The 22397-nt window shown below is 70.2% G+C and carries 19 protein-coding genes and 1 tRNA gene; 11 read left to right on the forward strand and 9 right to left on the reverse strand.

The features are described 5' to 3' along the window. Positions 1–20 precede the first annotated feature (20 nt). Positions 21–1178 carry a PrsW family intramembrane metalloprotease gene (locus GA707_RS14170; protein ID WP_152179101.1) on the forward strand — a complete coding sequence of 386 codons (1158 nt, stop codon included), beginning with the start codon at positions 21–23 and terminating at the stop codon, positions 1176–1178. On the opposite strand, the gene GA707_RS14175 is transcribed toward GA707_RS14170, so the two are convergent. Continuing rightward, a complete protein-coding gene (locus GA707_RS14175; protein WP_152179102.1) occupies positions 1175–1903 on the reverse strand; it encodes a hypothetical protein in 729 nt (242 codons plus the stop codon). The genes GA707_RS14170 and GA707_RS14175 overlap by 4 nt on opposite strands. Before the next feature lie 179 nt (positions 1904–2082). Continuing rightward, a complete protein-coding gene (locus GA707_RS14180) occupies positions 2083–2667 on the reverse strand; it encodes a DUF1269 domain-containing protein (protein ID WP_152179103.1) in 585 nt (194 codons plus the stop codon). A gap of 304 nt (positions 2668–2971) precedes the next feature. Between GA707_RS14180 and GA707_RS14185 the strand changes: the two genes are divergently transcribed. The 5 genes from GA707_RS14185 (at position 2972) to GA707_RS14205 (ending at position 7976) form a co-directional block, all read left to right on the forward strand. Further along, entirely contained in the window at positions 2972–3178 is a 207-nt protein-coding gene (locus GA707_RS14185; RefSeq protein WP_152179104.1) for a hypothetical protein, read from the forward strand. 46 nt (positions 3179–3224) lie between these two features. Next, positions 3225–5849: a LuxR C-terminal-related transcriptional regulator gene (locus GA707_RS14190; protein ID WP_152179105.1), complete on the forward strand. Its 2625-nt coding sequence runs from the start codon at positions 3225–3227 to the stop codon at positions 5847–5849. Between the two features lie 124 nt (positions 5850–5973). Then, the gene (locus tag GA707_RS14195) at positions 5974–6423 is read left to right on the forward strand and encodes a hypothetical protein (RefSeq protein WP_226963808.1); all 450 of its coding nucleotides are present in this window, start codon (positions 5974–5976) and stop codon (positions 6421–6423) included. A gap of 73 nt (positions 6424–6496) precedes the next feature. Further along, positions 6497–6817, forward strand: a complete 321-nt coding sequence (locus GA707_RS14200; RefSeq protein WP_152179106.1) for an SHOCT domain-containing protein — start codon at positions 6497–6499, stop codon at positions 6815–6817. A gap of 88 nt (positions 6818–6905) precedes the next feature. Next, positions 6906–7976 carry an AI-2E family transporter gene (locus GA707_RS14205; RefSeq protein WP_193315343.1) on the forward strand — a complete coding sequence of 357 codons (1071 nt, stop codon included), beginning with the start codon at positions 6906–6908 and terminating at the stop codon, positions 7974–7976. A gap of 368 nt (positions 7977–8344) precedes the next feature. On the opposite strand, the gene GA707_RS14210 is transcribed toward GA707_RS14205, so the two are convergent. The 3 genes from GA707_RS14210 to GA707_RS14220 form a co-directional block, all read right to left on the reverse strand. After that, positions 8345–8418 (reverse strand) — tRNA-Arg (locus GA707_RS14210). A 12-nt stretch (positions 8419–8430) separates the two neighbouring features. Next, a complete protein-coding gene (thpR, locus tag GA707_RS14215) occupies positions 8431–9030 on the reverse strand; it encodes an RNA 2',3'-cyclic phosphodiesterase (RefSeq protein WP_152179108.1) in 600 nt (199 codons plus the stop codon). 60 nt (positions 9031–9090) lie between these two features. After that, positions 9091–11316 (reverse strand): hypothetical protein, encoded by a 2226-nt coding sequence (locus GA707_RS14220; protein ID WP_152179109.1) that lies wholly within the window; start codon positions 11314–11316, stop codon positions 9091–9093. A 115-nt stretch (positions 11317–11431) separates the two neighbouring features. Here GA707_RS14220 and GA707_RS14225 point away from each other — a divergent pair, with 115 nt between their 5' ends. From GA707_RS14225 to ettA, 4 genes are all read left to right on the forward strand, one after another. Further along, the gene (locus GA707_RS14225) at positions 11432–13168 is read left to right on the forward strand and encodes an ABC transporter (RefSeq protein WP_152179110.1); all 1737 of its coding nucleotides are present in this window, start codon (positions 11432–11434) and stop codon (positions 13166–13168) included. Continuing rightward, positions 13165–14841 (forward strand): GTPase, encoded by a 1677-nt coding sequence (locus GA707_RS14230; RefSeq protein ID WP_152179111.1) that lies wholly within the window; start codon positions 13165–13167, stop codon positions 14839–14841. The genes GA707_RS14225 and GA707_RS14230 overlap by 4 nt, the downstream gene beginning before the upstream one ends. A gap of 156 nt (positions 14842–14997) precedes the next feature. After that, positions 14998–15591: a single-stranded DNA-binding protein gene (locus GA707_RS14235; RefSeq protein WP_152179112.1), complete on the forward strand. Its 594-nt coding sequence runs from the start codon at positions 14998–15000 to the stop codon at positions 15589–15591. Positions 15592–15683: 92 nt separating this feature from the next. Next, positions 15684–17366 carry an energy-dependent translational throttle protein EttA gene (gene ettA / locus GA707_RS14240; protein ID WP_152179113.1) on the forward strand — a complete coding sequence of 561 codons (1683 nt, stop codon included), beginning with the start codon at positions 15684–15686 and terminating at the stop codon, positions 17364–17366. On the opposite strand, the gene GA707_RS14245 is transcribed toward ettA, so the two are convergent. Together GA707_RS14245 and GA707_RS14250 are read right to left on the reverse strand one after the other, a co-directional pair. Beyond that, positions 17353–18099 (reverse strand): bifunctional 2-polyprenyl-6-hydroxyphenol methylase/3-demethylubiquinol 3-O-methyltransferase UbiG, encoded by a 747-nt coding sequence (locus GA707_RS14245; protein ID WP_152179114.1) that lies wholly within the window; start codon positions 18097–18099, stop codon positions 17353–17355. The genes ettA and GA707_RS14245 overlap by 14 nt on opposite strands. Continuing rightward, a complete protein-coding gene (locus tag GA707_RS14250; RefSeq protein ID WP_152179115.1) occupies positions 18096–18722 on the reverse strand; it encodes a TetR/AcrR family transcriptional regulator in 627 nt (208 codons plus the stop codon). The genes GA707_RS14245 and GA707_RS14250 overlap by 4 nt, the downstream gene beginning before the upstream one ends. Before the next feature lie 102 nt (positions 18723–18824). On the opposite strand from GA707_RS14250, the gene GA707_RS14255 reads away from it, so the two are divergent. Continuing rightward, positions 18825–19970: an acyl-CoA dehydrogenase family protein gene (locus tag GA707_RS14255; RefSeq protein WP_152179116.1), complete on the forward strand. Its 1146-nt coding sequence runs from the start codon at positions 18825–18827 to the stop codon at positions 19968–19970. Between the two features lie 25 nt (positions 19971–19995). Here GA707_RS14255 and GA707_RS14260 read toward each other — a convergent pair whose 3' ends face one another. Beyond that, entirely contained in the window at positions 19996–21597 is a 1602-nt protein-coding gene (locus tag GA707_RS14260; RefSeq protein WP_152179117.1) for an amidohydrolase, read from the reverse strand. Further along, the gene (fabG, locus tag GA707_RS14265) at positions 21590–22345 is read right to left on the reverse strand and encodes a 3-oxoacyl-ACP reductase FabG (RefSeq protein WP_152179118.1); all 756 of its coding nucleotides are present in this window, start codon (positions 22343–22345) and stop codon (positions 21590–21592) included. The genes GA707_RS14260 and fabG overlap by 8 nt, the downstream gene beginning before the upstream one ends. Between the last annotated feature and the right edge of the window lie 52 nt (positions 22346–22397).

A 22397-nucleotide genomic window follows, 5' to 3' on the forward strand; every position in this document is an offset into this window, starting at 1 on the left:
CAACGGATAACCTCACGACCATGTCTGTCGCGCCGGCCGCGCCCCCGCACACACCACCCCGGAACCCGACCACGCGACCACGGCTGCGCGCCGTGGTGCTCGTCGGTGTGGCCGTCGTGGGGTTCGCGATCTGCGCGCTCGTCCTGGCGGCCTACTTCAGCGCCTCCCTCGGGGTCCAGGTGACGCTCCTTGCGGTGCTGTTCGCGACGCTCCCGCTCCTCGTCGTCATCCCGACGTTCGTCTGGCTGGACCGGTTCGAGGCCGAGCCGACCCGACTTCTGGTGCTCGCATTCCTCTGGGGTGCCCTCGTCTCGGCCTTCGGGGCGGCCGTCCTCAACACGGGCGCCATCATCGCGTTCCAGTCGGCGACCGACCCGGACTCCGCGCTGGCAGCGACCGCGATCGTCGTCGCGCCGCTCACCGAGGAGGCGCTCAAAGGCGCGCTGGTGCTGCTTGTCTGGTGGCTGCACCGCAACGAGTTCGACGGCATCACGGACGGGATGGTCTACGCCGGCATCGTGGCCGCGGGTTTCGCGTTCACCGAGAACATCCAGTACCTCGGTCAGGCCTACACAGAAGGCGGCGGCGCGTTCCTCGCCGGCACCTTCATCCTGCGCGGCGTCATGAGCCCGTTCGCGCATCCCATGTTCACCGTGCTGTTCGGCATCGGCGTCGGGATCGCGGCGGCGAGCCCGCGCAGGTCGGTCAAGGTCGTCGCCCCCCTCGTCGGCTACCTGCTCGCGGTTCTCGCACACGGTCTGTGGAACCTCGCCGCGGTGGCCGGCGGGGCCGGTCTGCTCGTCGGCTACTTCCTCGTGGGGGTCCCGATCTTCTTCGGGTTCGTCTGCCTGATCGTGTGGGCCCGCAGCCGCGAGGGTCGCCTCATCGCCCAGCACCTCACCCCGTATGCGGACGCCGGCTGGCTCTCCCGCGGCGAGGTGGCGATGCTCGCGTCGATGTCGAGACGCCGCGAGGCGCGCATCTGGGCTCGGGCGAACTCCGGACCCACCGGCCTGGCGTCGATGCGGGCCTTCCAGGACACGGCGTCCGAGCTCGCCCTCGTGCGCAAGCGGATGCATCACTCCACCGCCAACCGCCACGCCGTCGAACACGAGCGCCGGCTGCTCGAGGCGCTCGTCGAGCAGCGTCGGGCCTTCCTCGGGGAGTGGGTCGGCTAGACGGGCTCGCCCGCCCGCGGCACCGGCGGCGGCTGGATGGCGGTGATCGCCTCATCGATCTCGGCACGTGAGCGCTGCAGCGCTGCCGTGACCGAGGGACCTCCGAAGTCCGGGAGAGCGTCGGCCTGGTCGAGCAGGCGTCGCAGCGCCTCGACGGCGGTCGTGAGCGCCACGACGGGACGCGCATTAGCCGGGTCCGGAGGGTCGGCGACGAGTCGTCGGAGCTCCTCCTCCAGGGCCACGACCCGCTGGCGCGTGACCACCCAGATGCCGGCACGCCCGTCCGGGCCCTCGGTCACGAGATCCGGCACGACCGAGTCGCGCAGCCAGATCGCCTCCGGCAGGGTCCCCTCGACGGAGGCCGACCAGGCCGCCCGTGCTCGCCGTCGACGCACGAGAGCCGCGACTGCCGCGATGAGTGCCGCAGCGAGGAGTGCGAGGAGCAGCCACAGCCAGCCGCTCCCGCCGTCCTCATCGTCGGCGTTCTCCTGCGGTGCGGCTGCGGTCTCCTCCGTCTCGGGCGTCTCCTCCGTCTCCGGAGCCGGCTCATCGGTGGTCGGTTCCGGCTCTTCGGTCGTCGGTTCCGGCTCCTCGGTCACGGTCACCGTCGGCCCTGTGACGGTGGGCAGGGTGACGGTGGGCAGGGTGACAGTGGGCAGGGTGACTGTCGGTAGCGTGACGGTGGGAGGCGTGAGTGTAGGCAGGGTGACTGACGGTACGGTCACCGACGGCAGCGTGGTGGGCAGCGTCGAGGGCAGCCCCGGCCCCCCCTCGCCGCTGCACCCCGTCAGGACCGCAGCGGCCGCAACGGCGGCGGTCAGCAGGGACAGCCGCTTCCGGCGGCGATCCGCCGGCTGTCGATCCGTGCCCCGACTCATGCTCGCCCGTTGCCGTCGCCCGAGGCTCATTCCTTCGTCGCGTCCTTCTCCGCCTCTTCGGCGAGAGCCTTGATGTCCCTGGCGATGACGTCGTCGACCGCTGCCTCGACGATCGCGTTCGCCCCCCGCAGAGCGGCGCGGATCTCGAGGGCGCCCGGGTCCGACACGAGCGCGATGATTCCGGAGTGGCCCGGCGCCACGGCGTACTCGAGCCGCTCGGCCAACTGGCTCTTGTGGTGCATCGCTCGCGCCTTGCCGATGGCAGCACCCGCTCCACCCAGCACCGCTGCGCTGCCGAGAAGGCTCGGCGGGAAGAGGAGCCCTAGGGCTGCGCCACCGACGACGCCCCAGGTCAGGCCCTTGCGAGTCGAGTGGTCGGTCGCCTTCTGGACCTCGAGCGTGCCGTCGGTGTCGCGCTTGACGACGACGACGCCGTCGATGGCGACGTGCCGGCCGTCCTCGATCGACTTCAACGCCTCGTAGGCCTCCCAGGCCATGTCCGTGTCGTCGAAGTCGGCGACGAAGACGGTGGTCGCCCCGTCGGTCACGACCGCCATCTCAGCCTGGATCTCGGAGACTGCGTCGTCCTGACGGCTGGTGTCCTCTGTCATCGCGTTCCCTTCCGTTGTCGGTCGGACCGACTGCCGGCCCGACGCCTCCTAGCCCTCAAGGATCACGCCCCAGGTGGCGGCTGCCATCACCCGCGGCGGGCGATTCGGCATGGTCCGCCCTCGGACCGGTCGGCTCGCCCTCGGCTTCATCCTGCGCGGGTGATGTTCCCGACAGGCTGGGGCTTCTAGCGTGGGCTTCACGGTGCACCGACCGACAGCCAACCCCTACCGAGGACGGACGCGTCGAGCATCGTCCGACGACTTGACCGACGCAGGCCGGCCCATACCGTGGAGGGAGTTCCCGATGGAGCGCTACGAGATCACCGTGGACAGTCCGGTCGGTCCGCTGGCGCTCGAGGCACTCGAGGGCTTCGAGGTCGTGGAGATCTCCGGGGGGCATAGCCGGCTGGTCGGGTCGGTCATCGACCAGGCAGCATTCCACGGCATGCTCAACCGCCTGCACGACCTCCGCCTCGAGATCGTCGAGATCCATCGGATGGACGACACCTGATCACCGACATCAGCGGCGTGGGCCGTCGAGTGGCACCATGGTGGCCATGGGCCAAGTTTCCCGCCAGGGGTATGTGCGGGATCCGGTACCGCACGAGGAAGTTCGTCGCCCCCGGCTGGAGGCTCGACTCGATGCCGTCGCACCCGGGGGGCTCGCTCTGCTGTCCGCCTCAGCGGGATCCGGTAAGTCGGTGCTCGTCCACCAGTGGTTCTCCTACCGCCCCCGCCTCCGGGTCGCCGTTCTGGCGCTCACGCCCCGGCACGACGACGTGGTCAGACTTCGGCGAGGACTCCTCGGCTCTATTCGTGCAGCGGCACCCGAGGTCGACGAGGCTCTGGACGCCCTGGCCGCCGGTGTCGGCGCGTCTCTCGGCGAGGACGTGGTGGAGATGCTCGCAGAGCGCCTCACCACCCTCGATCGGGACCTGGTCCTCGTTCTGGAGGACCTGCACGTACTCTCGAACCGTGCCGTCCTCGCGGACCTCGGACGACTCGCGGCCGTCCTTCCCGCGACGACACGCATGGTGGCGACCACCCGCATCGACCCGCCCTGGCGGCTGCAGCGGCTTCGGCTGGCCGGCAGGCTGACGGAGATCCGGAGCGCCGATCTTGCGTTCGAGAGCAACGAGGCGAAAGGCCTACTGGAGAGTGTCGCCCAACGCGAGCTGTCGGACGATGTCGTCACCGCACTTGTGGACCGCACGGACGGGTGGGCGGTGGGCCTTCAGCTCGCGGCCATCTCGCTGCGCACCGCTGCGGACCCGGAGGCCTTCGTCTCGTCGTTCGCAGGCAGCGACCGTCTGGTGGCCGAGTACCTCCTGGACGAGGTGATCGATCGTACGGAGCCGGAGGTGCAGCGGTTCCTCTTGACGACCTGTGTGCTCGACCACCTGAACGCCGATCTGTGTGATGCCGTTACCGGCGCCGGGAACGCTCGTCAGATGCTCGACGAGCTCTACCGACGATCGATGTTCCTTGTCCCCCTGGACCCCTCTGGGAGGACCTTCCGTTACCACCATCTCTTCGCGGAGGTGCTCCGCTACCGCCTGGGCAGCGAGGGACCCGACCACGTCAAGGAGCTGAACAGACGGGCCGCCACCTGGCTCATCGAGCACGGCGAGGATGAGCGCGGGATCGAGCACCTGATCCGGGCCCACGAGAACGACGAGGCGGTGCGCCTCATCTCGACCATGGGTCACCGACTCTTCGAACGTGGCGAGTCCGCAACGTTGGTGCGGTGGCTGACCGTCCTCAACGCTCACGATCCCGGCGGCTCGGCGGAGGCGATGCTGGGTCTTCTCGCCGCCCAGTTCGGGGCCGACGAGGCCGAGGCGGCCATGGAGACCTATCGTCGGATCCTGCGGAGGTCCGAACTCACCGAGGGTGAGCGCATCGCGGCGCACACCCTCTACTCGGCACAGGTGTTCCGCGGTATGGCTCCCGAGGCGATTCTCGAGCTCACCGACGAGGTCCGCAGGGGGTTGGAGCGGATTGAACCCAGCGACGTTCCCGACTTCCTCGGAGTCGGAGGTTTTGAGTCGGTACGCGCGATCAACGAGCACGCGGCCGGTCTCGCCCACTTCTTCCGGGGTGACCTGGGGCAGGCGGCCGCGACTCTCGACGCTCTTCGGAAGATGTCGAGCCTGGTCTACCCGTTGTGGCGGATCTACCTGCTGGGGTCCCTGGCCCTGGTGCGCGCCTGGCAGGGGCATGCCTCCGATGCCCTCGGTATCGCGCGGACCGCCATCGATGCCGCCGAACAGTTCGGCGTGCCTCATCACCAAGGGACTGTGCTCGCACACCTCGCCGTGTCCTTCGCCCACTTGGACCGCGTCGACATCGACGCCGCCGAGCGGAGCATCGTCCAGTCCAGACATCGGGTCATTTCGCGGCCGGGGAGCCAGGTCTACTTCGACCTGCACGGTGCGCTGGACGCGTGGATGACGGCGCTGACCGAGGGACCGACTCGAGCGCTGGAGCTCCTCCGGGAGCCCTCGGCAACAGGAACGGAAGCGCCGGTGCTGCGGGAGGGGCGTCGGACGTTCCGAATGCGGCTGCTCATCGGCGTCCGGAACGTGTCCGGGGCTCAGGCGGTGCTCGACGAAGCCCCCGAGACCTCGGCGCTCCCGTCGGCTCGGGTGGACCTCCACCTCGCCCGGGGTGACGTCCGAGCGGCCCGGGCGGTCGTCGACGGCTGGGTGCCGCCGGACGGCGACCTGCGTGAGGCCGTTCGTCACGAGTTGAGGACCTTCGCGGTGCTCGACGCGGAGGGTGACAGCCGCGGCGCGCGGGCCTCGCTCGAGCGGGCCGTCGCCGCCGCCCGTGGCGACCGGCTGCGGTGGGTGTTCCTCGAGGTTCCCGCGTCCCTACAGGCTCTCCGGCGCAGGCCGCTGCCGGACTCCGCGTGGTTGACGTCCGAAGCCCTATGGGCCGCCGCCTCCGCGCTCAACCCGCGGCTCGGCGCGCAGGACGGTCTGGCCGAGCCGCTCAGCCACCGCGAGCTCGACGTGCTCGCATACCTCCCGGGCCGGATGCGCAACCAGGAGATCGCGGCCGACATGTTCGTGTCCGTCAACACCGTCAAGACGCACGTGGCGAGCATCTACCGCAAGCTCGGCGTCACGGAGCGGGATGACGCGGTCAAGCGGGCCACCCAGCTCGGCCTCCTCTGACATGGCGACGGAACGCCGACGGGTTCACCTCTGCAGGGTGATGACCGCCACGCGGCACCGGACGTAGTCTCCGAGGACGGGTCAAGTGCACCGAGCCCGCTGAGGACCGAAGGAGTGGAGCACCGTGTCGAACGACAACACGTCGATGATCACCAACCTGGATCGGTCTGGTCCCCGATACACCGACGCGGTGGGTACGGCGGGCGGGGTCACTGCCTTCGCCGGCGTGCTCATGGTCATGACCGGCGCCTTCCACGTGCTGCAGGGTGTCGTCGCCCTCCTCAACGAGGACTTCTTCTCCTTGGAGAGCGAGTACACGTTCCAGTTCAGCGTGACCGCGTGGGGCTGGATACACATCGTGCTCGGCGTGGTCGTCGTCCTCGCCGGGATCGCCCTGTTCCGCGCAGCGGTGTGGGCGCGGACGGTGGCGGTGATCCTGGCCGCCACGAGCATGGTCGCCAGCTTCGCCTGGCTGCCGCACTACCCCTTCTGGAGCCTGGCCGTGATCGCGTTCGACGCCCTGGTCATCTGGGCCGCCGTGTTCCGCGGACCCAACCTCGTCGACGAGTCGTAGCCGCTCACCGCATACTCATAGCATCGCACCGGGATCCGACGAAGAACCCACCCTACGAACAGAGGAGAACACCATGCCAGGACTACTCCGCGGGGTCGCCCGCACCGCCGTCGTCGCGGGCACCGCGAGCGCTGTCAGCGGCCGCGTCCAGCGCCGTCAGGCGGAGCGGTTCGCCGACCGTGACGCGCAGATCGTCGCCGAGCGCAACGCGGCCTACCAGCAGCAGATGGCCGCGCAGGCGCCGCCCCCCACGTACGCGCCCGCCGCCCCGGAACCGGCGCCCGAGCCGCAGGTGGACATGATCGCCCGCCTGAAGGAGCTTGCGGAGCTGCGCGACCAGGGCATCCTCACCGACGAGGAGTTCGCGGCCCAGAAGGCCAAGCTGCTCGGATGAGCCGCGGGGGCGCCGGTGGCGGGCGATGACCGAGGACCGAAGGGTCGGAGCCGACCGGACCCCCTACGATCCACGGACGAGGCCGGTCGTGGCCGGGATCGGCATGCCGAGGCTCGGCGTGTGGGCCTGGGCGTTCGTCGGGATCGTCGCGGCGACGGCGATCATCGTCACGGCCTTCGCGGCGGTCAAGGAGATCATGCTCCCGCTGACCTTCGCGGTCGTCCTGGCCATCATCTTCAAGCCGATGGCGGTCCGGCTCACCAGGCGGGGGATGAGGGCCGGTGTCGCCGCCGGGATCGTGGTCCTCGGACTGCTCGGGCTGATGGTGCTCGTCGCCGTGGCGACGGTCCAGGGCATCGTCGCCCAGCGGGGCGCGATCGGCTCTTCCGTCGACGACGCGGCCGCGGAGGCGGGTGATTCGCTGAGCGTCGATCCGGCCACCTGGAGCGCCGTCCAGGAGTCGGTCGAGACGATGGCGCCGACCCTCCAGTTCGGCTTCGTGAGCACCCTTGTGTCCGGACTGGGAGCGCTCGTCGTCATCGCGAGCGCCTCGATCCTCGGCGCCCTCATCATGTACTACCTCCTCAAGGACGGCACCCGGTTGCGCCGGTCCTTCGTCAACCGGGTCGGCCGGGGGGTTCGCGGGGAGCTCGACGACTTCATCGGTGCGGCCTGTCGCACTCTGCGCAGCTACGGGTGGGGACGGACGGTGATGTCCGCGATCGTCGCGACGGTCATCGGTCTGACGAGTCTGCTGCTCGGCCTCCCGCTCGTGCTGACGATCGTGGTCGTCAACTTCGTCGGCGGCTACATCCCGTACATCGGCGCGTTCCTGGGGGGCGGCCTCGCCGTGATCATCGCACTCGGTGACGGCGGGATCCCCGAGGCGGTGATCATGCTGATCGTGGTCCTGGCCGCGAACCTGCTGCTCGAGAACTTCGTCGAGCCCGTCGTCATGGGCAGCAACCTCGACATCCACCCGCTCGTCGTGCTCGTCGTGACCGCGCTCGGGGGCCTCGTCGGCGGGATCGTCGGCCTCATCCTTGCCGTCCCGGCCACCGTGATCGCCGCCGACGGGTTGGCGCGGCTGCAGCGCCGCGGGGTGCTCGACGAGGTGGCAGACCGCGCCGAGCCCGCGGTCCGGCGCGCGCTGGACTGAGGCCCGCCCTGGGGCCAGCGGAGCCGAGTGGGGGTCGACGGTAGCCTCTCGACCCTCGACGGTCGCTCCGGCTGCTGCGCCTCGTACCCCTGGTTCGGATACTCGACCGGTCGGTAGCGAGCAATCTGTCCGGCCGGGTACCGGGGTACGCATCGGGTGTGGCCGGCCTTGTGGTGGGTCCGGGGGCTCCGTGGTGCTGGATGCCGAGCGGCCGTGACCCTCACGACCGTCGGTACGCGGACCACCATCCCGTGACGGCACAGGGGAGAGTCCCGGCACCTCGCGCCTTGCGGGCACCGCTCCGGGCCGTCGTCCTCCCGCGCCGGTGACGCGGCTTCCGCCACGCGGTTCGCACCTGGCGGGCTATGCGCCCCCGGCAGGACTCGAACCTGCGACCTAGGGATTAGAAGGCCCTTGCTCTATCCGACTGAGCTACGGGGGCATGACGCGTGGCTCAGTGTAGGAGACGCTCCGACGCTGGACCCGACCCGGCGCCGGGGGGACCGACCGGCACCTCCGCCAGCACCTCGTAGCGAGGGCGCGGGCCACCGAGGTGGGACTCCACGACGGCCACCCGGTCTGCCGTGAAAGCCGGACCCGCGTAGGTCTCGAGCACCCGCACCCACCTCGTCGCCTCGAACGGCTGCCGCGCCCGGGCGATCGTCAGGTGCGGCACGAAGGCGCGTCCGTCGGGCGCGCAGCCGGTCACCGCAGCCGCGTTGCGCACCCTGGCGCCGAGTCGCCCGAGCACCTCGAGGTCGCCGGCGACCGACGCATACAGCACCTTTGCCCGCTCGATCACGGGGAAGGCGCCCCCACCGCGGACCTGGAGTGTCGGGGCGGGTAGGTCCAGTGTCCCATCGGCGAGCCGATCGACCAGCTCATCGACGGCGTCTGGGCGGGCATCGCCCATGAAGGCGAGGGTGATATGCCAGTGATCCGTCCGCGACCATCCGAGCCGGCGGGTGGAGGGGTCGTCGCGGCGACTGTCGAGGAACTCGTCGAGGTCGAGGACGGCTCGTTCCGGTGGAATGACGGCACAGAAGACTCGCATGGCGGCCACCAGTCTGCCGGGGTCGGCCGGAGGCCGCCACAGTTCCTCGCGTCCGCACCCTCAGGACTCGTCACCGATCCGGCAGATCAGGACGTCATCGTTCTCGAAGACGACCGAGCACAGCTGCGACAGCTCCCGAGAGACATCGCCCGCTCGGCGGATCGCCGCGAGATGAGTGACGCCTCGGTCAGCCAGTTGATCCAGCGTTTCCGGTGTGGGCTGGTAGAAGGCCGACTCGTTGAGCTCGAACGTCTCCTCGTCCGGATAGGGCTGGAGGACGTGGTAGCGCCCGTCGATACCGTCGGTCGATCGGCCGAGGGCCGTGTACGCCCAGCCGCCCAGGAAGACCTGCCGCTCGCCGAGCGCAGCCACCCAGAACCCCCGCGCCGCACAGTTCTCCTCCGTGCGGACGTTCCGGCAGTGCAGATTGGTGGCGACGACCGCGTCCTCGGGCACGTTGTCGGCCATCCATCGCATGGCCCGCAGCTCATCGGTGGTGAGTGCGTAGTTGGGGGGAGGGTCGGCCGGAGGAGCAGTCCGTTGCGTGAGCGCGGTGTACCGGTCGCCCGAGAGCGCGCTCACAAGCGGTGCGCCGGCGCTGAAGGCCACGACGAAGACCGCGAGGGCAGCGAGCGCCCGTCGATCCGCCCGGCGAAGCAGCATGATCGATGCTGCGATCGCCCCCACGGTCAGCAGCAGCGGACCGAGGACGACAGGCAGGTTCAGGGTCTCGATCCGGGCGGCTCCGGACAGCATCGACCCCAGGACCAGGCCGCTCAGCGCCACCGGGACGAGCAGGGGCGGCAGGCTCGACCCGGGGCGCGCCGATGCCGACTCGATGAGGCGCCACAGGCCGACGGCGACGGCCACGGCAGCGAGAGGCTGGACACCGAACGCGAAGTAGCGTTGGGACTCGCCCGGATGGACGAAGACCTGCGTGACCCCGATGGCCGACCCGAGGGTCCCGACGAAGAGCCAGAAGATCGGGTCGCGGACCGAGAATGCTGCGAGAGCCGGAGCCCACCACAGGTGGTTGAGCAGGATCAGAACGGTGAAGGCGACGAGCACGACGAGGGTGGTCCCCTCTCCCGAGTCCGCCAGTGCGCCTGCGCTGGCCTCGAAGACCGGTCGTTGCCGCGCTCCGCCGAGAATCTCGAGCCGCGACCCACCTCCGCCCCCACCGAAGACGGGCCACGTGAGTGCCGTCACCGCCGCCACGGCTCCGGTCACGATCGCCAGCCTTCGCACCGGGCCGCGGGTGATCACCGCACAGACCAGCGCGAGGAGGAGGCCGCAGACGACCACGGGCAGGATCGACGCCTTCACCCCGGGAGCGATGATGACCAGAGCAGCGAGTGCGGGGATCGCGGAGCGACTGCGAACGTCGGCCATCTTGATGACGACGATCAGGGTCCAGATCAGAGCCAGCATCACGGGAAGTGCAAGCATGTGCGACGGTGACCGAGGGATGAAGTTGGCGGTCGTGCCGCCCGTGAGGGCGGCGTCGAGGGCGAAGGCCGGTGGGAAGGTCACGAGAGCGGCCGCCATCAGCCCGGCCCAGCCACTGCGCGTCAGGTAGTGGGCCAGTCCGAAGGCGAGGCCGAGCGTGGCTGCGAAGGCGGGAACGTACCAGGCGACCGCGCTGAGGGCGGGCAGGTCGATTCCGCCGGCGAGAGCCATCCCGCCGATGTGGGCGTTCGTGAGCCAGTGGTAGCTGAACGGCTCGTCGACGGCCTGCGGGTCGACCAGTGGGATGCGCGACCGCGCCGATGCGTTGATCGCCAGATGCCAATACAGGTCCTGGTACCACGCCAGGGGATTGCGTGCCGGATCCTCCAACCACCTGTTGGCGAAACGAGCCAACGCGACGATCCACAGTCCGAGACCGGTGATCGAGATCCATACGCCGAGGGGCTCCCTCGGCACGCGGAGCTCGTCGCGGATGCGCTGGCGCCAGACGGCGGTGGCCACGGCGGACACGAGCAGCGGCACGCCCCACGCCAACAGGGCGGCGTCGAAGGTCACTGCTGCGGCCCATCCGAGCAGCTGAACAGGAAGGCCGACCGCCCAGGCGACCGAGAGACGAGCGGCCCACGGACTCTTGCCCGCCCAGGTCGAGAGCGCGAATCCGGGCGCGAGGATGGTCACCGCCGTGACCAGACCGAACCGGAGCTGGGTGCCCGCGCCGACGCCGTGGACCCACATGGTCAGACTCGTCAATGCGAGGCCGACCCCGAACATCGCCCAGCCCCAGACCCTCGCGTGCGTGTGGGTGGTGGCAAGCACGTCCGCAGAGTACCCCGGGGCGGCGGAGCAGCCGCGAGGCGAACGTGCGTCGCAGACGCGGTACGCGCCTCGACGTGGCCGCGACAACCGTGAACCGCTGGGTAGGGTTGGCTGCGTGAGTGCCAGCACCGAGGGGTCCGTCGCGCTGCGCGACGCCGTCGGCGCACTGCGTGATGCCGTCGAGGCGACGGAGCTGCCCCTCGACCTCCCTGACACCGCTGACGGCAAGGCCGAGCGCGAGTCTCTCCTGCGTCAGCTGGACGACTACGTCCTGCCCCGGCTCGAGTCCATCGACGCGCCGCTCCTCGCGGTCGTGGGAGGGTCCACCGGCGCCGGCAAGTCGACCTTGGTGAACTCGATCATCGGAGGTGAGGTCAGCCGCTCGGGCGTGCTCCGCCCGACGACCACGATCCCCGTCCTGATCCACCACCCCGACGACTCGCGGTGGTTCACGACCGCTCGGGTGCTGCCGCGGCTCGGCAGGGTGACCGGCAGACCGGGCGACGAGGACCAGCCGGGCACCGTCCGGCTCGTGGAGTCGGGCACGCTCCCGTCGGGTCTGGCTCTGCTGGACGCCCCCGACATCGACTCGGTCGTCTCGGCCAACCGCAGTCTCGCCGGGCAGCTGCTCCAGGCCGCCGACATGTGGCTGTTCGTGACGACGGCGGCCCGCTACGCCGACGCGGTTCCGTGGGACCTGCTGCGCTCAGCCTCGGACCGCGGGACTGCGGTCGCCATCGTCCTGGACCGGGTGCCGCCCGAGGACTTGGAGGTGGTCCGCCCCCACCTTGTCGAGATGCTTCGAGACCAGGGAATGGGCACCTCGCCGGTGTTCACGGTCCCGGAGTCCGAGCTGACCGACGACGGGCTCCTCCCTCCTGAGGCGCTGGGGCGACTCGGACAGTGGCTGCAGGCGCTGGCCTCCGACCGGCGCGCCCGCGACATCATCATCGCCCAGACCCTCGACGGCGCCCTCAGCTCGCTGGGTTCGCGCGTCGCCCTCGTCGTCGAGGCCGCCCGCCGACAGCACGAAGCCACCCGCGCTCTGGCCCAGGAGGTCGACAAGGCCTACGACCTCGCGCGCGACCGGGTCGAGGCGGGGATGACCGACGGCTCGTTGCTCCGGGGCGAGGTGCTGGCTCGGTGGCAGGAGTTCATCGGAACCGGTGAGTTCTTCCGGCAGGTCGAGACGACGATCTCGCGCTGGCGGGACAAGGTCTCCGCGGCGATCCGGGGCAACCCGATGCCCGCCGAGAGTGTCGACGAAGCACTGCAGAGCGGTGTGGCCGACCTCGTCCGCTCCCAGGCGGACGGTGCCGCGGCGAGCATCGCCCGAACGTGGCGGGGGATGCCCGGCGGAGACTCCGTGCTCGAGCAGGCACCCTCTCTCGCCGGCTCCGATCCCACCGTCCCCTCCCGGATCGAGCGTCTCGTGCGGGAATGGCAGGGCGACATCCTCGACTTGGTCCGCCACGAGGGCAAGGACCGTCGCACGAACGCCCGGATCGCCGCCTTCGGCATCAACGGCATCGCCCTGTTCCTCATGCTCGTCGCCTTCGCTCACACCGGCGGCCTGGTAGGAGCCGAGGTCGGCATCGCCGGTGGAGCCTCCCTGCTCGCCCAACGGGTGCTCGAGGCGATCTTCGGAGACCAGGCGGTCCGCTCGATGGCCAAGAAGGCGAGGGTGGCACTCCTCGAGCGCGTCGACGGGCTCTACGACGACGAGCGGGCCCGGTACCACTCGGGACTCGGTCCGTTCCTCGTCGGCAGTGGGGCGGCACGCCGGTTGGACGCCGCGGTGGCGGAGGTCGCCCAGACCCAACGGCAGCACCCCGAGGAGGTTGCTTCGTGAGCCCGATCCGGCCCGGCCGCGCGAAGGTCACCGCCGTCACCGCCGACGACCTCTCCGCTCGATCGGCCGCCCTCGACGAGGCGATCGACGCCGGGGGCGCCCAGCTCGACCCCGACACCGTGCAGGACGCCCGCGCCATCACGACCAAGGTGCAGGAGCGGCTGGGGATGACCGGAGGGCACACCGTCGTCGCCCTCGCCGGAGCCACCGGAAGCGGCAAGTCGAGCCTCTTCAACGCGCTCGTGGGCGCGGAGGCGGCCACCGTCGGCGCACGGCGCCCGACGACGAGCACGCCGACCGCCGGCATCTGGGGTCAGGAGCCCGTGGGCAGACTGCTCACCTGGCTCGGCGTCGGTTCACGCCACTTCGTCAGTGCCCACTCACCGGCCGCGATGACCAGTGCCGGCGGCATGGACGGCCTGGTGCTCCTCGACCTGCCCGACTTCGACTCGCGTGAGACCGCGCACCGGGCCGAGGCGGAGCGGGTGCTCGCGCTGGCTGACGTCTTCGTGTGGGTCACGGACCCACAGAAATATGCGGATGCCCGTTTGCACGACGACTACGTCAAGGTGCTCAAGGCGCACGAGGCGGTCATGATCGTCGTCCTCAACCACGCGGACCGGCTCGGCGACGAGGACCGCAAGAGCTGTCTGGCCGACCTGTCCCGACTGCTCAAGGCCGACGGCGTCCCCAACGCACAGGTGCTGGCCACCTCGGCCCGCACCGGCCTCGGGGTGGATGAGCTGCGTCAGCGTCTGGCCAATGTCGTCGCCGGGGCGGCTGCGGCCAGGACGCGCCTCGCAGGCGACGTGCGCACCGCGGCCGGCGCCATCCGCACGGGTGTCGCGGACACCGAGCCCGATCTGGGCAAGCGGGCCGCGCCAGGTCTCGTGGACGCGCTCGCGCGCGCCGCCGGGATCCCCACCGTCGTCTCCGCTGTCGACCGCGAGTACCGGGACCAGGCGGTCGGGGCGACGGGATGGCCGTTCACCCGCTGGATGCGCAGTCTGCGCGCCTCGCCGCTGCGACGCCTCCGCCTCGACCCCGGCAGCACCGACCGGTCCACCGTGATCGACGAGAACGACGTGCGGGCCGTCCTGGGTCGCTCATCCCTCCCGCCGCCGACACCCGCGGCGCGGGCAGCCGTCGAGATGGCGACCCGGGCGGTCGGCGACCAGGCGGGCTCGGGTCTCCCTGTGCGCTGGGCCGACGCGGTCAGCGACGCGGCCACACCGCAGGGTGAGCTCATGGCCGACCGGCTCGACCAGGCCGTCGTGCGCACGTCGTTGCGGGCGCGCGACCCGTTCTGGTGGACCGTCCTGGGGCTGCTCCAGATCCTGCTCGCGATCACCGCGGTGGCCGGGTTCGTCTGGCTCGCCGTCCTCTTCGCTCTCGGATGGCTGCAGATGGAGGCGCTCTTCGAGACTCCGACATGGGGTCCGGTGCCCATCCCCGCGCTGATGTTCCTCGGTGGCCTGCTCGCCGGGATGCTTCTCGCGGTGCTGGCCCGCTTCCTCGCCGCGGTCGGGGGACGGCGGCGGGCGCGGACGATGGACCGGCGACTCCGAGAGTCGATCGAGGCCGTGGCGACCGAGACCGTCGTGGACCCGGTGCGCGCCGTCCTCGACCGGCACCGTCGCACCCGGGAGCTGCTCGACTCCGCGATCCGCTGAGCCCACATCGCGGAGCCTCGCCGGGTGTGTCGTCCACATCGTCGTGCCGAGCCGTGGTGTCTGCGGAGCGCTCGCCGTTGACTTGGTCGCAGGCCCGGAACGACCGGGTCACGGTCGCGACGCGAGTCGCACCGGCATCCGTGAGAAGGGACGCCGATGAACGAGAACACCATCACCGTGTCCGGCAATGTCATCGCCGAGCCGGAGATGCGACAGACGAAGGGCGGGCATCCCATGCTCACCTTCCGGGTCGCCTCCAACCACCGATACTTCAACAGTCGCACCGGCCAGTGGGAGGAGGGTGTGACCAACTACTACGACGTCGTCGCCTTCCGGCAGCTCGCGCTGAACACCGGGGCCTCGCTCCACAAGGGGTACGCCGTCTATGTCCAGGGCCAGCTCCGTCAGCGGCGTTTCACGAGGCAGGACGGCTCGTCCGGAATGAGCTGCGAGATCGAGGCGCGCACCGTCGGCCCGGACCTCTCGTTCGGGATCGCCCAGTGGATGCGCCGCCCTAAGACGACCACTGCAGGCCAGTCGGCCGCCGCGGGGGAGGCCCAGCCCTGGGGGCAGCACTCGAGCGAGTCGGAGCCGACCGGCCTGCCCGACCCGGACCGGGTCGGGTTCACCGCCCGGCGCGACCACGAGGACGAGGAGACCTATGACGAGGTCCGCGTCGACGAGAACGGCGTGATCCTCGATCCCCCAGGGATGCGCTCCGAGGAGGAGGTCGAAGAGCCCGCGGCCTGAGGCCCTCGCGGGCGCGGGTCGCCGGCGCGAGGAGCATCGTGGCGCACGAGAAGGATTCGGAGGCGGGCCGGGTCGACAACTACCCTGGCCGCATGCCCGAGTTCATCTACACCATGACCCGCGCCCGCAAGGCGCACAACGAGAAGGTCATCCTCGACGACGTGTCCATGTCCTTCTACCCGGGGGCGAAGATCGGCATGGTCGGGCCCAACGGAGCCGGCAAGTCGACGATCCTTAAGATCATGGCCGGCCTGGACCAGCCGTCCAACGGCGAGGCCCGCCTCGCGGCCGACGCGACAGTCGGGATCCTCCTGCAGGAGCCGCCGCTCAACGAGGACAAGACGGTCCTCGGCAACGTCGAGGAGGGTGTCGGCGAGATCAAGGCCAAGCTCGATCGCTACAACCAGATCAGCGAGGAGATGGCCGACCCGGACGCCGACTTCGACGCGCTCATGACCGAGATGGGCAAGCTCCAGGAGGACATCGACCACGCGGACGCGTGGGACCTGGACTCCCAGCTCGAGCAGGCGATGGACGCGCTGCGCTGCCCGCCGCCGGACGCCGACGTCAGCGTCCTCTCCGGTGGTGAGCGTCGTCGGGTCGCCCTGTGCAAGCTGCTGCTGAGCAAGCCCGACCTGCTCCTGCTCGACGAGCCGACCAACCACCTCGACGCCGAGTCGGTCCTCTGGCTCGAGCAGCACCTCGAGTCCTACCCCGGCGCAGTCATCGCCGTGACGCACGACCGGTACTTCCTCGACAACGTCGCGCAGTGGATCGCCGAGGTCGACCGGGGTCGCCTCTACCCGTACGAAGGCAACTACTCGACCTACCTCGAGAAGAAGGCCGAGCGCCTCCAGGTCCAGGGCAAGAAGGACGCCAAGCTCGCGAAGCGCCTCAAGGACGAGCTCGAATGGGTGCGGTCGAACGCCAAGGCGCGCCAGGTCAAGAGCAAGGCCCGCCTGGCCCGGTACGAGGAGATGGCCGCCGAGGCCGAGCGGACCCGAAAGCTGGACTTCGAGGAGATCCAGATTCCGCCGGGGCCGAGACTCGGCAGCGTCGTCATCGAGGTCAAGAACCTCACGAAGGGCTTCGACGACCGCGTCCTCATCGACGGTCTGTCGTTCTCCCTGCCGCGCAACGGCATCGTCGGTGTGATCGGCCCCAACGGCGTCGGCAAGACCACCCTCTTCAAGACGATCGTCGGCCTCGAGGAGCCGGACTCCGGCGAGGTCAAGGTCGGCGAGACCGTCCAAATCTCCTACGTCGACCAGTCCCGGGCGGGCATCGACCCCGAGAAGTCACTGTGGGAGGTCGTCTCCGATGGGCTCGACTTCATCAAGGTGGGTCACGTCGAGATCCCGTCCCGCGCATACGTCTCGCAGTTCGGCTTCAAGGGACCCGACCAGCAGAAGAAGGCCGGCATCCTCTCCGGTGGAGAGCGCAACCGGCTCAACCTCGCGCTCACCCTCAAGCAGGGCGGCAACCTGCTGCTCCTCGACGAGCCGACCAACGATCTCGACGTCGAGACCCTCGGCTCACTCGAGAACGCACTGCTCGAGTTCCCCGGCTGCGCCGTCGTCATCAGCCACGACCGCTGGTTCCTCGACCGCGTCGCGACGCACATCCTCGCCTACGAGGGCGACGACGTGAACCCTGCGAAGTGGTACTGGTTCGAGGGCAACTTCGAGGCCTACGAGAAGAACAAGATCGAGCGGCTCGGCGAGGAGGCGGCCCGGCCGCACCGGGTGACCTACCGCAAGCTCACGCGCGACTAGGGCGAGCGGCGAGCAGCACCGACGACCCGAAGGGGAGGTCCCGCGAGGCGAGCAGACGCTCGTCGAGTCGGCACAGACCCATCAGGGCATGGTGCAGCGGCCGCGGCACGGTCGGGACGGTGGCGATGTCCGCCGCTCCGGCCGTGCGCCCCCGGTCTCGAACCCTGCGCAGCAGTCGCTCGGCGGCGAACATCGGGAAGACCGCCGCGAACGCGTACGTCGCCCGGTCGACGGTGAACCCCGCCGCCGTCACCGCATCGACGATCCGGGGTCTCGTGTACCGCCGGTAGTGCCCGTTGGCGACGTCGTGGTCGGACCATGCCCACTGGTACGCCGGGACCGACAGCACGAGCACGCCGTCCGGGCGCAGCACCCGCCGCATCTCGTGCAAGGCGAGCGACTCCGGCTCGCAGTGCTCGACGACGTCGAACGCCGCCACCGCATCGAAGACGGCATCGGCGTAGGGGAGCGCGGTCGCCGAACCGCACACGCCGTCGTTCGCCAGGCCTCTCGGGTCGACATCGAGCGCCGTTGTCACAGTAGCGCGCTCGCGGAACCACGAGGCGCTCGGACCGTCGGCGCTGCCGACGTCGAGCACGCGACCGCCCGGCTCGACGAAATCGCCGAGTGCCTGCTCGAGCAGTCTCGTCCGCGCCTGGTACCACCAGTAGTCCGGGACCGCGATCGACGGGGAGCCGCCGTGTCCGGTGCCCTGGTGGACGGCGGTGCTCACGCGCCGCGCCTCGAGACGAGTCGGACCGCGAGCTCGCCGTAGTCGGTGCCGATGCTCTCCGGGCTGCGCCGGATCTCGGAGTCGTACCAGCGACACACGTCGACAGCCATGGACAACACGGCCAGAGTCGTCGCGGGCACGTCGTCGACGTCGAAGTGTCCGCTCTCCACCCCGGCGGTGAGGATGTCGGAGACGACCCGGTTGATGTCCTTGCGCAGGTCGAGGATGTGCTCGCGGTGCTCGTGTGCGAGATGGGGGAACTCGTACTGGACGACCCGGGCGTCCTGGAAGCGCTCGGCGTGCCACTGCGCGAAGGTGCCCACGGTCGTGCGCAGCGCATCCGGGGGCGTGCCGGCGTCCTCGGCCGCCTCGCGCAGCATTTCGAGAGCGGCGGTGTGGCCGTCGACCGAGATCGCGTACAGGAGGTCCTCCTTGGAGGGGAAGTGCACGTAGACGCCGGCCGGAGACAGCCCGGCCCGAGCCGCGATGTCACGGGTCGTCGTCGCGTGGAACCCGCGCGTCGCAAACTCGACGACCGCGGCCTCTTTCAGCCGGTCCGGGGTGGACGTCCCCGTCCGCGGAGGCGGTCTGCGCCGTGACGACAGCGATGTGGGCAACGACATGTTGACAGCATCGCGCACCCGACCGAGACTAAGCAAGCGCTTAGTCCGTTTCGGACACCAGCCGCTTCGGACATCGGCACAGTCATCACACGAGAGGTCGTCATGCCCCGCAACGTCTACAGCCCCGACCATGAGGCCTTCCGCGACTCCGTCCGCGAGTTCGTCCAGCGCAGCCTGGTGCCGCGCGCCGAGCAGATGCTCGAGGCCAAGTCGATCGACCGTGACATCTGGGTCGAAGCCGGCAAGCAGGGCTTCCTCGGTCTCGACATCCCGGAGGAGTACGGCGGCGCCGGCGCCGAGGACTACCGGTTCAACGCTGTCTTCGCCGAGGAGATCTCGCGGTTCAACGCGGCGGTCGCCTCATGCTTCGGGATCCACGCCGACGTCTGCCCTCCCTACATCGTCGACCTCGGCACCGACGAGCAGAAGCAGCGCTGGCTGCCCGGGATGGCCAGCGGCGAGAAGATCTGCGCCATCGCCATGACGGAGCCGGGCGGCGGCTCCGACCTCGCGGCGCTGCGCACGACCGCCGTGCGCGACGGCGACGAGTGGGTCATCAACGGCAGCAAGACCTTCATCACCAACGGCTACCAGGCCGACTACGTCATCGTCGCGACCCGCACCGATCCGACCAAGGGTGCCAAGGGCATCACGCTGTTCATGGTCGAGACCGGCATGCAGGGCTTCACCCGCGGCCGCAAGCTCGACAAGGTGGGCCAGGAGGAGTCCGACACCGCCGAGCTCTTCTTCGAGAACGTCCGCGTATCGGACGAGCAGCGGATCGGCCCGGAAGGCATGGGCTTCATCGCGATGATGCAGCGACTCCCGCAGGAGCGCGTCGGTGCCGCAGTCTCGAACGTCGCCCACGCCAAGGCGATCCTCGAGGAGACCATCCAGTACGCCAAGGACCGCAAGGCCTTCGGTCAGCCGATCGGCGCCTTCCAGCACAACAAGTTCAAGATCGCCGAGCTCGTCACCTCGATCGAGGTCGCCGAGGCCTACGTCGACGACTGCGTTGCGGCTCATGCCCAGGGAAAGCTGACCGCCGTCGACGCGGCCAAGGCCAAGTGGTGGAGCGCCCAGGTGCAGAACGACGTCCTCGACGAGTGCGTCCAGCTGCACGGCGGCTACGGCTTCATGAACGAGTACCGCGTCGCCCGCGCCTGGCGGGATGCCCGCGTCACGAAGATCTGGGCCGGCAGCAACGAGATCATGAAGGAGCTCATCGGCCGCGACCTCGGCTTCTGAGCAGAGATCGTTCTGAGCCGAGAGCTCAGAGCGAGGTATGCGCGACTCGCCCGTCGATGACCGTCAGGGCCGATCCCATGGCGCGCAGGTGCGCCGCCGCCGCGGCGGTGTCCAGTGTGCCGTTCGCCGTTTCGGTCCTATGTGGGGGAAGTGGCGTGGTGCCGTTCGCCGTTTCGGTCCTATTGGGGAGAAGTGGTGAGTGGTCGAGGGCGATGAGGTCGGCCGGCATGCCGACGTGGACGGTGCCCTGGCCGTCGACGGAGGCGGCCAGCGCCTCGCCCACGGTCAGCGCCTGCTCGCCGTGCCAGGGGTCGCGGTCGTCGGCCGAGCGATGCACGGCCGCGGCCATGGCGAGCCACGGGTCGAGCGGGGCGACGGGCGCGTCCGAGCCGAGGGCGAGGGGGACACCCGCGTCGAGCATCCAGCGCAGCGCGAAGCAGCGCTCGGTGCGGTCCGGCCAGTTCTGCTCGGTCGGGTCGCGGTCGTCGAGCAGGTGCGCCGGCTGGACGCTCGCCCGCAGGCCGAGGCGGGCCATCCGGGGCAGGTCGGCCCGCCGCACGAGCTGGGCGTGCTCGATCGAGCCGCGAGCGTTCCAGCGTTCGTGGACGTCGAGCGCCATGGAGACGGCTGCATCGCCGATCGCGTGGGTGGCCACCTCGAGGCCGGCCGCGACCGCTCGGCCCACGAGCTCGTCGAGCTCGGCGGCGCTGTAGTTGGGAGCGCCGTAGTTCACTCCTTCGGCGCCCGGTTCACCGTCCCCGACCGCACCGGACGGATACGGGTCGCAGCACCAGGCGGTCCCCGTGTTGAGTGACCCGTCGGAGATGATCTTGAGCGCCGAGAACACCTGGCGCGGACCGCAGCCCGGCATCGGGGTGCCTGTCGTCAGGCCTGCGGCGAGGTAGTCGTCGAGGTAGTCGGGGTAGACCCCGGTGCGGACCTTGAGGACGTCGGCCCCGGCGGCGACCCGCTCACCCCAGGCCTCGACCGGAGCGGCGAACTCGAGGTCGACGACCCCGACGACGCCGAGCCGGGCGAGCTGTTCCATGGTCAGTCGGTAGGCCGCCGGCGAGGCGTCCCCGCCCAGACCGACGTCGGTGAGGCGCGCGTACGTGTCGAACCACTCGCCCTCGGCGACCACCCCCTCGCGGGGCGGGAGGCCCAGGAGCTCCAGGCCCGGGGTGTTCACCCAGCCGTGGTGCCCGTCGCCCGCGATGAGGACGATGGGGACCGTGTCGCTGACCGCATCCAGGGCCGCGACCGTCGGCTGCTCGGCCCACGTGGCCGGTCGGTGGCCCCAGGCGACGACGGGGGCGTCCTTCGTCGCCGCGAGCCGCTCGCGCACGGCGGCGCACGTGGAGGCGACATCCGTGACGGAACCCAGGTCGAGACGCGCGGTGCGCAGGACCCACTGCCCGAGGTGCACGTGCTGGTCCCACAGGCCCGGCATGAGCCACCGGCCGTCGAGGTCGATCACCTCGAGACCGACCGCGGTGCCGAGACGCGGCGCCACCTCGGTCACGACCCCGTCGCGCACGAGGACGTCGACCGGATGCTGCGGTGCCGGACCGGCGACCGGGACGAGCCGTGCCCGGCGGAGCAGCAGGGAACCGGCGGGATCAGTCAAGCGGACCGCCGGCGACGTAGATGACCTGCCCCGAGACGAAACCCGCCTCCTCGGAGCAGAGGAACGAGATCGTCGCGGCGATGTCCTCGGGCTGGCCGACCCGCTGGACCGGGATCTGGGAGGCCGAGTGCTTGATGAAGTCGTCGAAGGGGACACCGATCCGCTCCGCGGTCGACTTCGTCATCTCCGTCTCGATGAATCCCGGCGCGACGGCGTTGGAGGTGACGCCGAACTTGCCGAGCTCGATGGCCAGGGTCTTGGTGAAGCCCTGCAGGCCGGCCTTGGCCGAGGAGTAGTTCGCCTGACCGCGGTTGCCCTGGGCCGAGGACGAGGAGAGGTTGACGATCCGGCCGAACTTGGCCTCCGTCATGAAGCCCTGGCACGCCTTGCTCATGAGGAAGGCGCCCTTGAGGTGCACACCCATGACGGCGTCCCAGTCGTCCTCGGTCATCTTGAAGAGGAGGTTGTCGCGGATGATTCCGGCGTTGTTGACCAGCACGACGGGCGGTCCGAGCTCGTCCGCGATGCGCCGCACCCCGGCCTCGACCTGGTCGGCCCGGCTGACGTCGATGCCGACCGCGATCGCCCGCCCCCCGGCCTCCTCGATGGCCGCGACGGCGTCGGCGCAGGCGGACTCGTCGAGGTCGACGACGGCCACGGCGTACCCGTCCTTCGCGAGGCGCGAGGCGGTGGCGGCCCCGATCCCACGGGCGGCTCCGGTGACGATGGCGACTCGGGCAGCGGTCACGAATGTTCCTTCCAGGCAGACGTTCGCCCGACCTCCCGATTGGGGGCGGGCC

It is taken from the genome of Nostocoides sp. F2B08 (assembly GCF_009184895.1).
Taxonomy (GTDB): domain Bacteria; phylum Actinomycetota; class Actinomycetes; order Actinomycetales; family Dermatophilaceae; genus F2B08.

Excerpts from the sequence above, each read along its gene's own strand:
- GA707_RS14170 (WP_152179101.1), top strand. The coding sequence starts at position 21 with ATGTCTGTCGCGCCGGCCGCGCCCCCGCACACACCACCCCGGAACCCG.
- GA707_RS14180 (WP_152179103.1), bottom strand. The coding sequence starts at position 2,667 with ATGACAGAGGACACCAGCCGTCAGGACGACGCAGTCTCCGAGATCCAG.
- GA707_RS14185 (WP_152179104.1), top strand. The coding sequence starts at position 2,972 with ATGGAGCGCTACGAGATCACCGTGGACAGTCCGGTCGGTCCGCTGGCG.
- GA707_RS14190 (WP_152179105.1), top strand. The coding sequence starts at position 3,225 with ATGGGCCAAGTTTCCCGCCAGGGGTATGTGCGGGATCCGGTACCGCAC.
- GA707_RS14200 (WP_152179106.1), top strand. The coding sequence starts at position 6,497 with ATGCCAGGACTACTCCGCGGGGTCGCCCGCACCGCCGTCGTCGCGGGC.
- thpR (WP_152179108.1), bottom strand. The coding sequence starts at position 9,030 with ATGCGAGTCTTCTGTGCCGTCATTCCACCGGAACGAGCCGTCCTCGAC.
- GA707_RS14235 (WP_152179112.1), top strand. The coding sequence starts at position 14,998 with ATGAACGAGAACACCATCACCGTGTCCGGCAATGTCATCGCCGAGCCG.
- ettA (WP_152179113.1), top strand. The coding sequence starts at position 15,684 with ATGCCCGAGTTCATCTACACCATGACCCGCGCCCGCAAGGCGCACAAC.
- GA707_RS14250 (WP_152179115.1), bottom strand. The coding sequence starts at position 18,722 with ATGTCGTTGCCCACATCGCTGTCGTCACGGCGCAGACCGCCTCCGCGG.
- GA707_RS14255 (WP_152179116.1), top strand. The coding sequence starts at position 18,825 with ATGCCCCGCAACGTCTACAGCCCCGACCATGAGGCCTTCCGCGACTCC.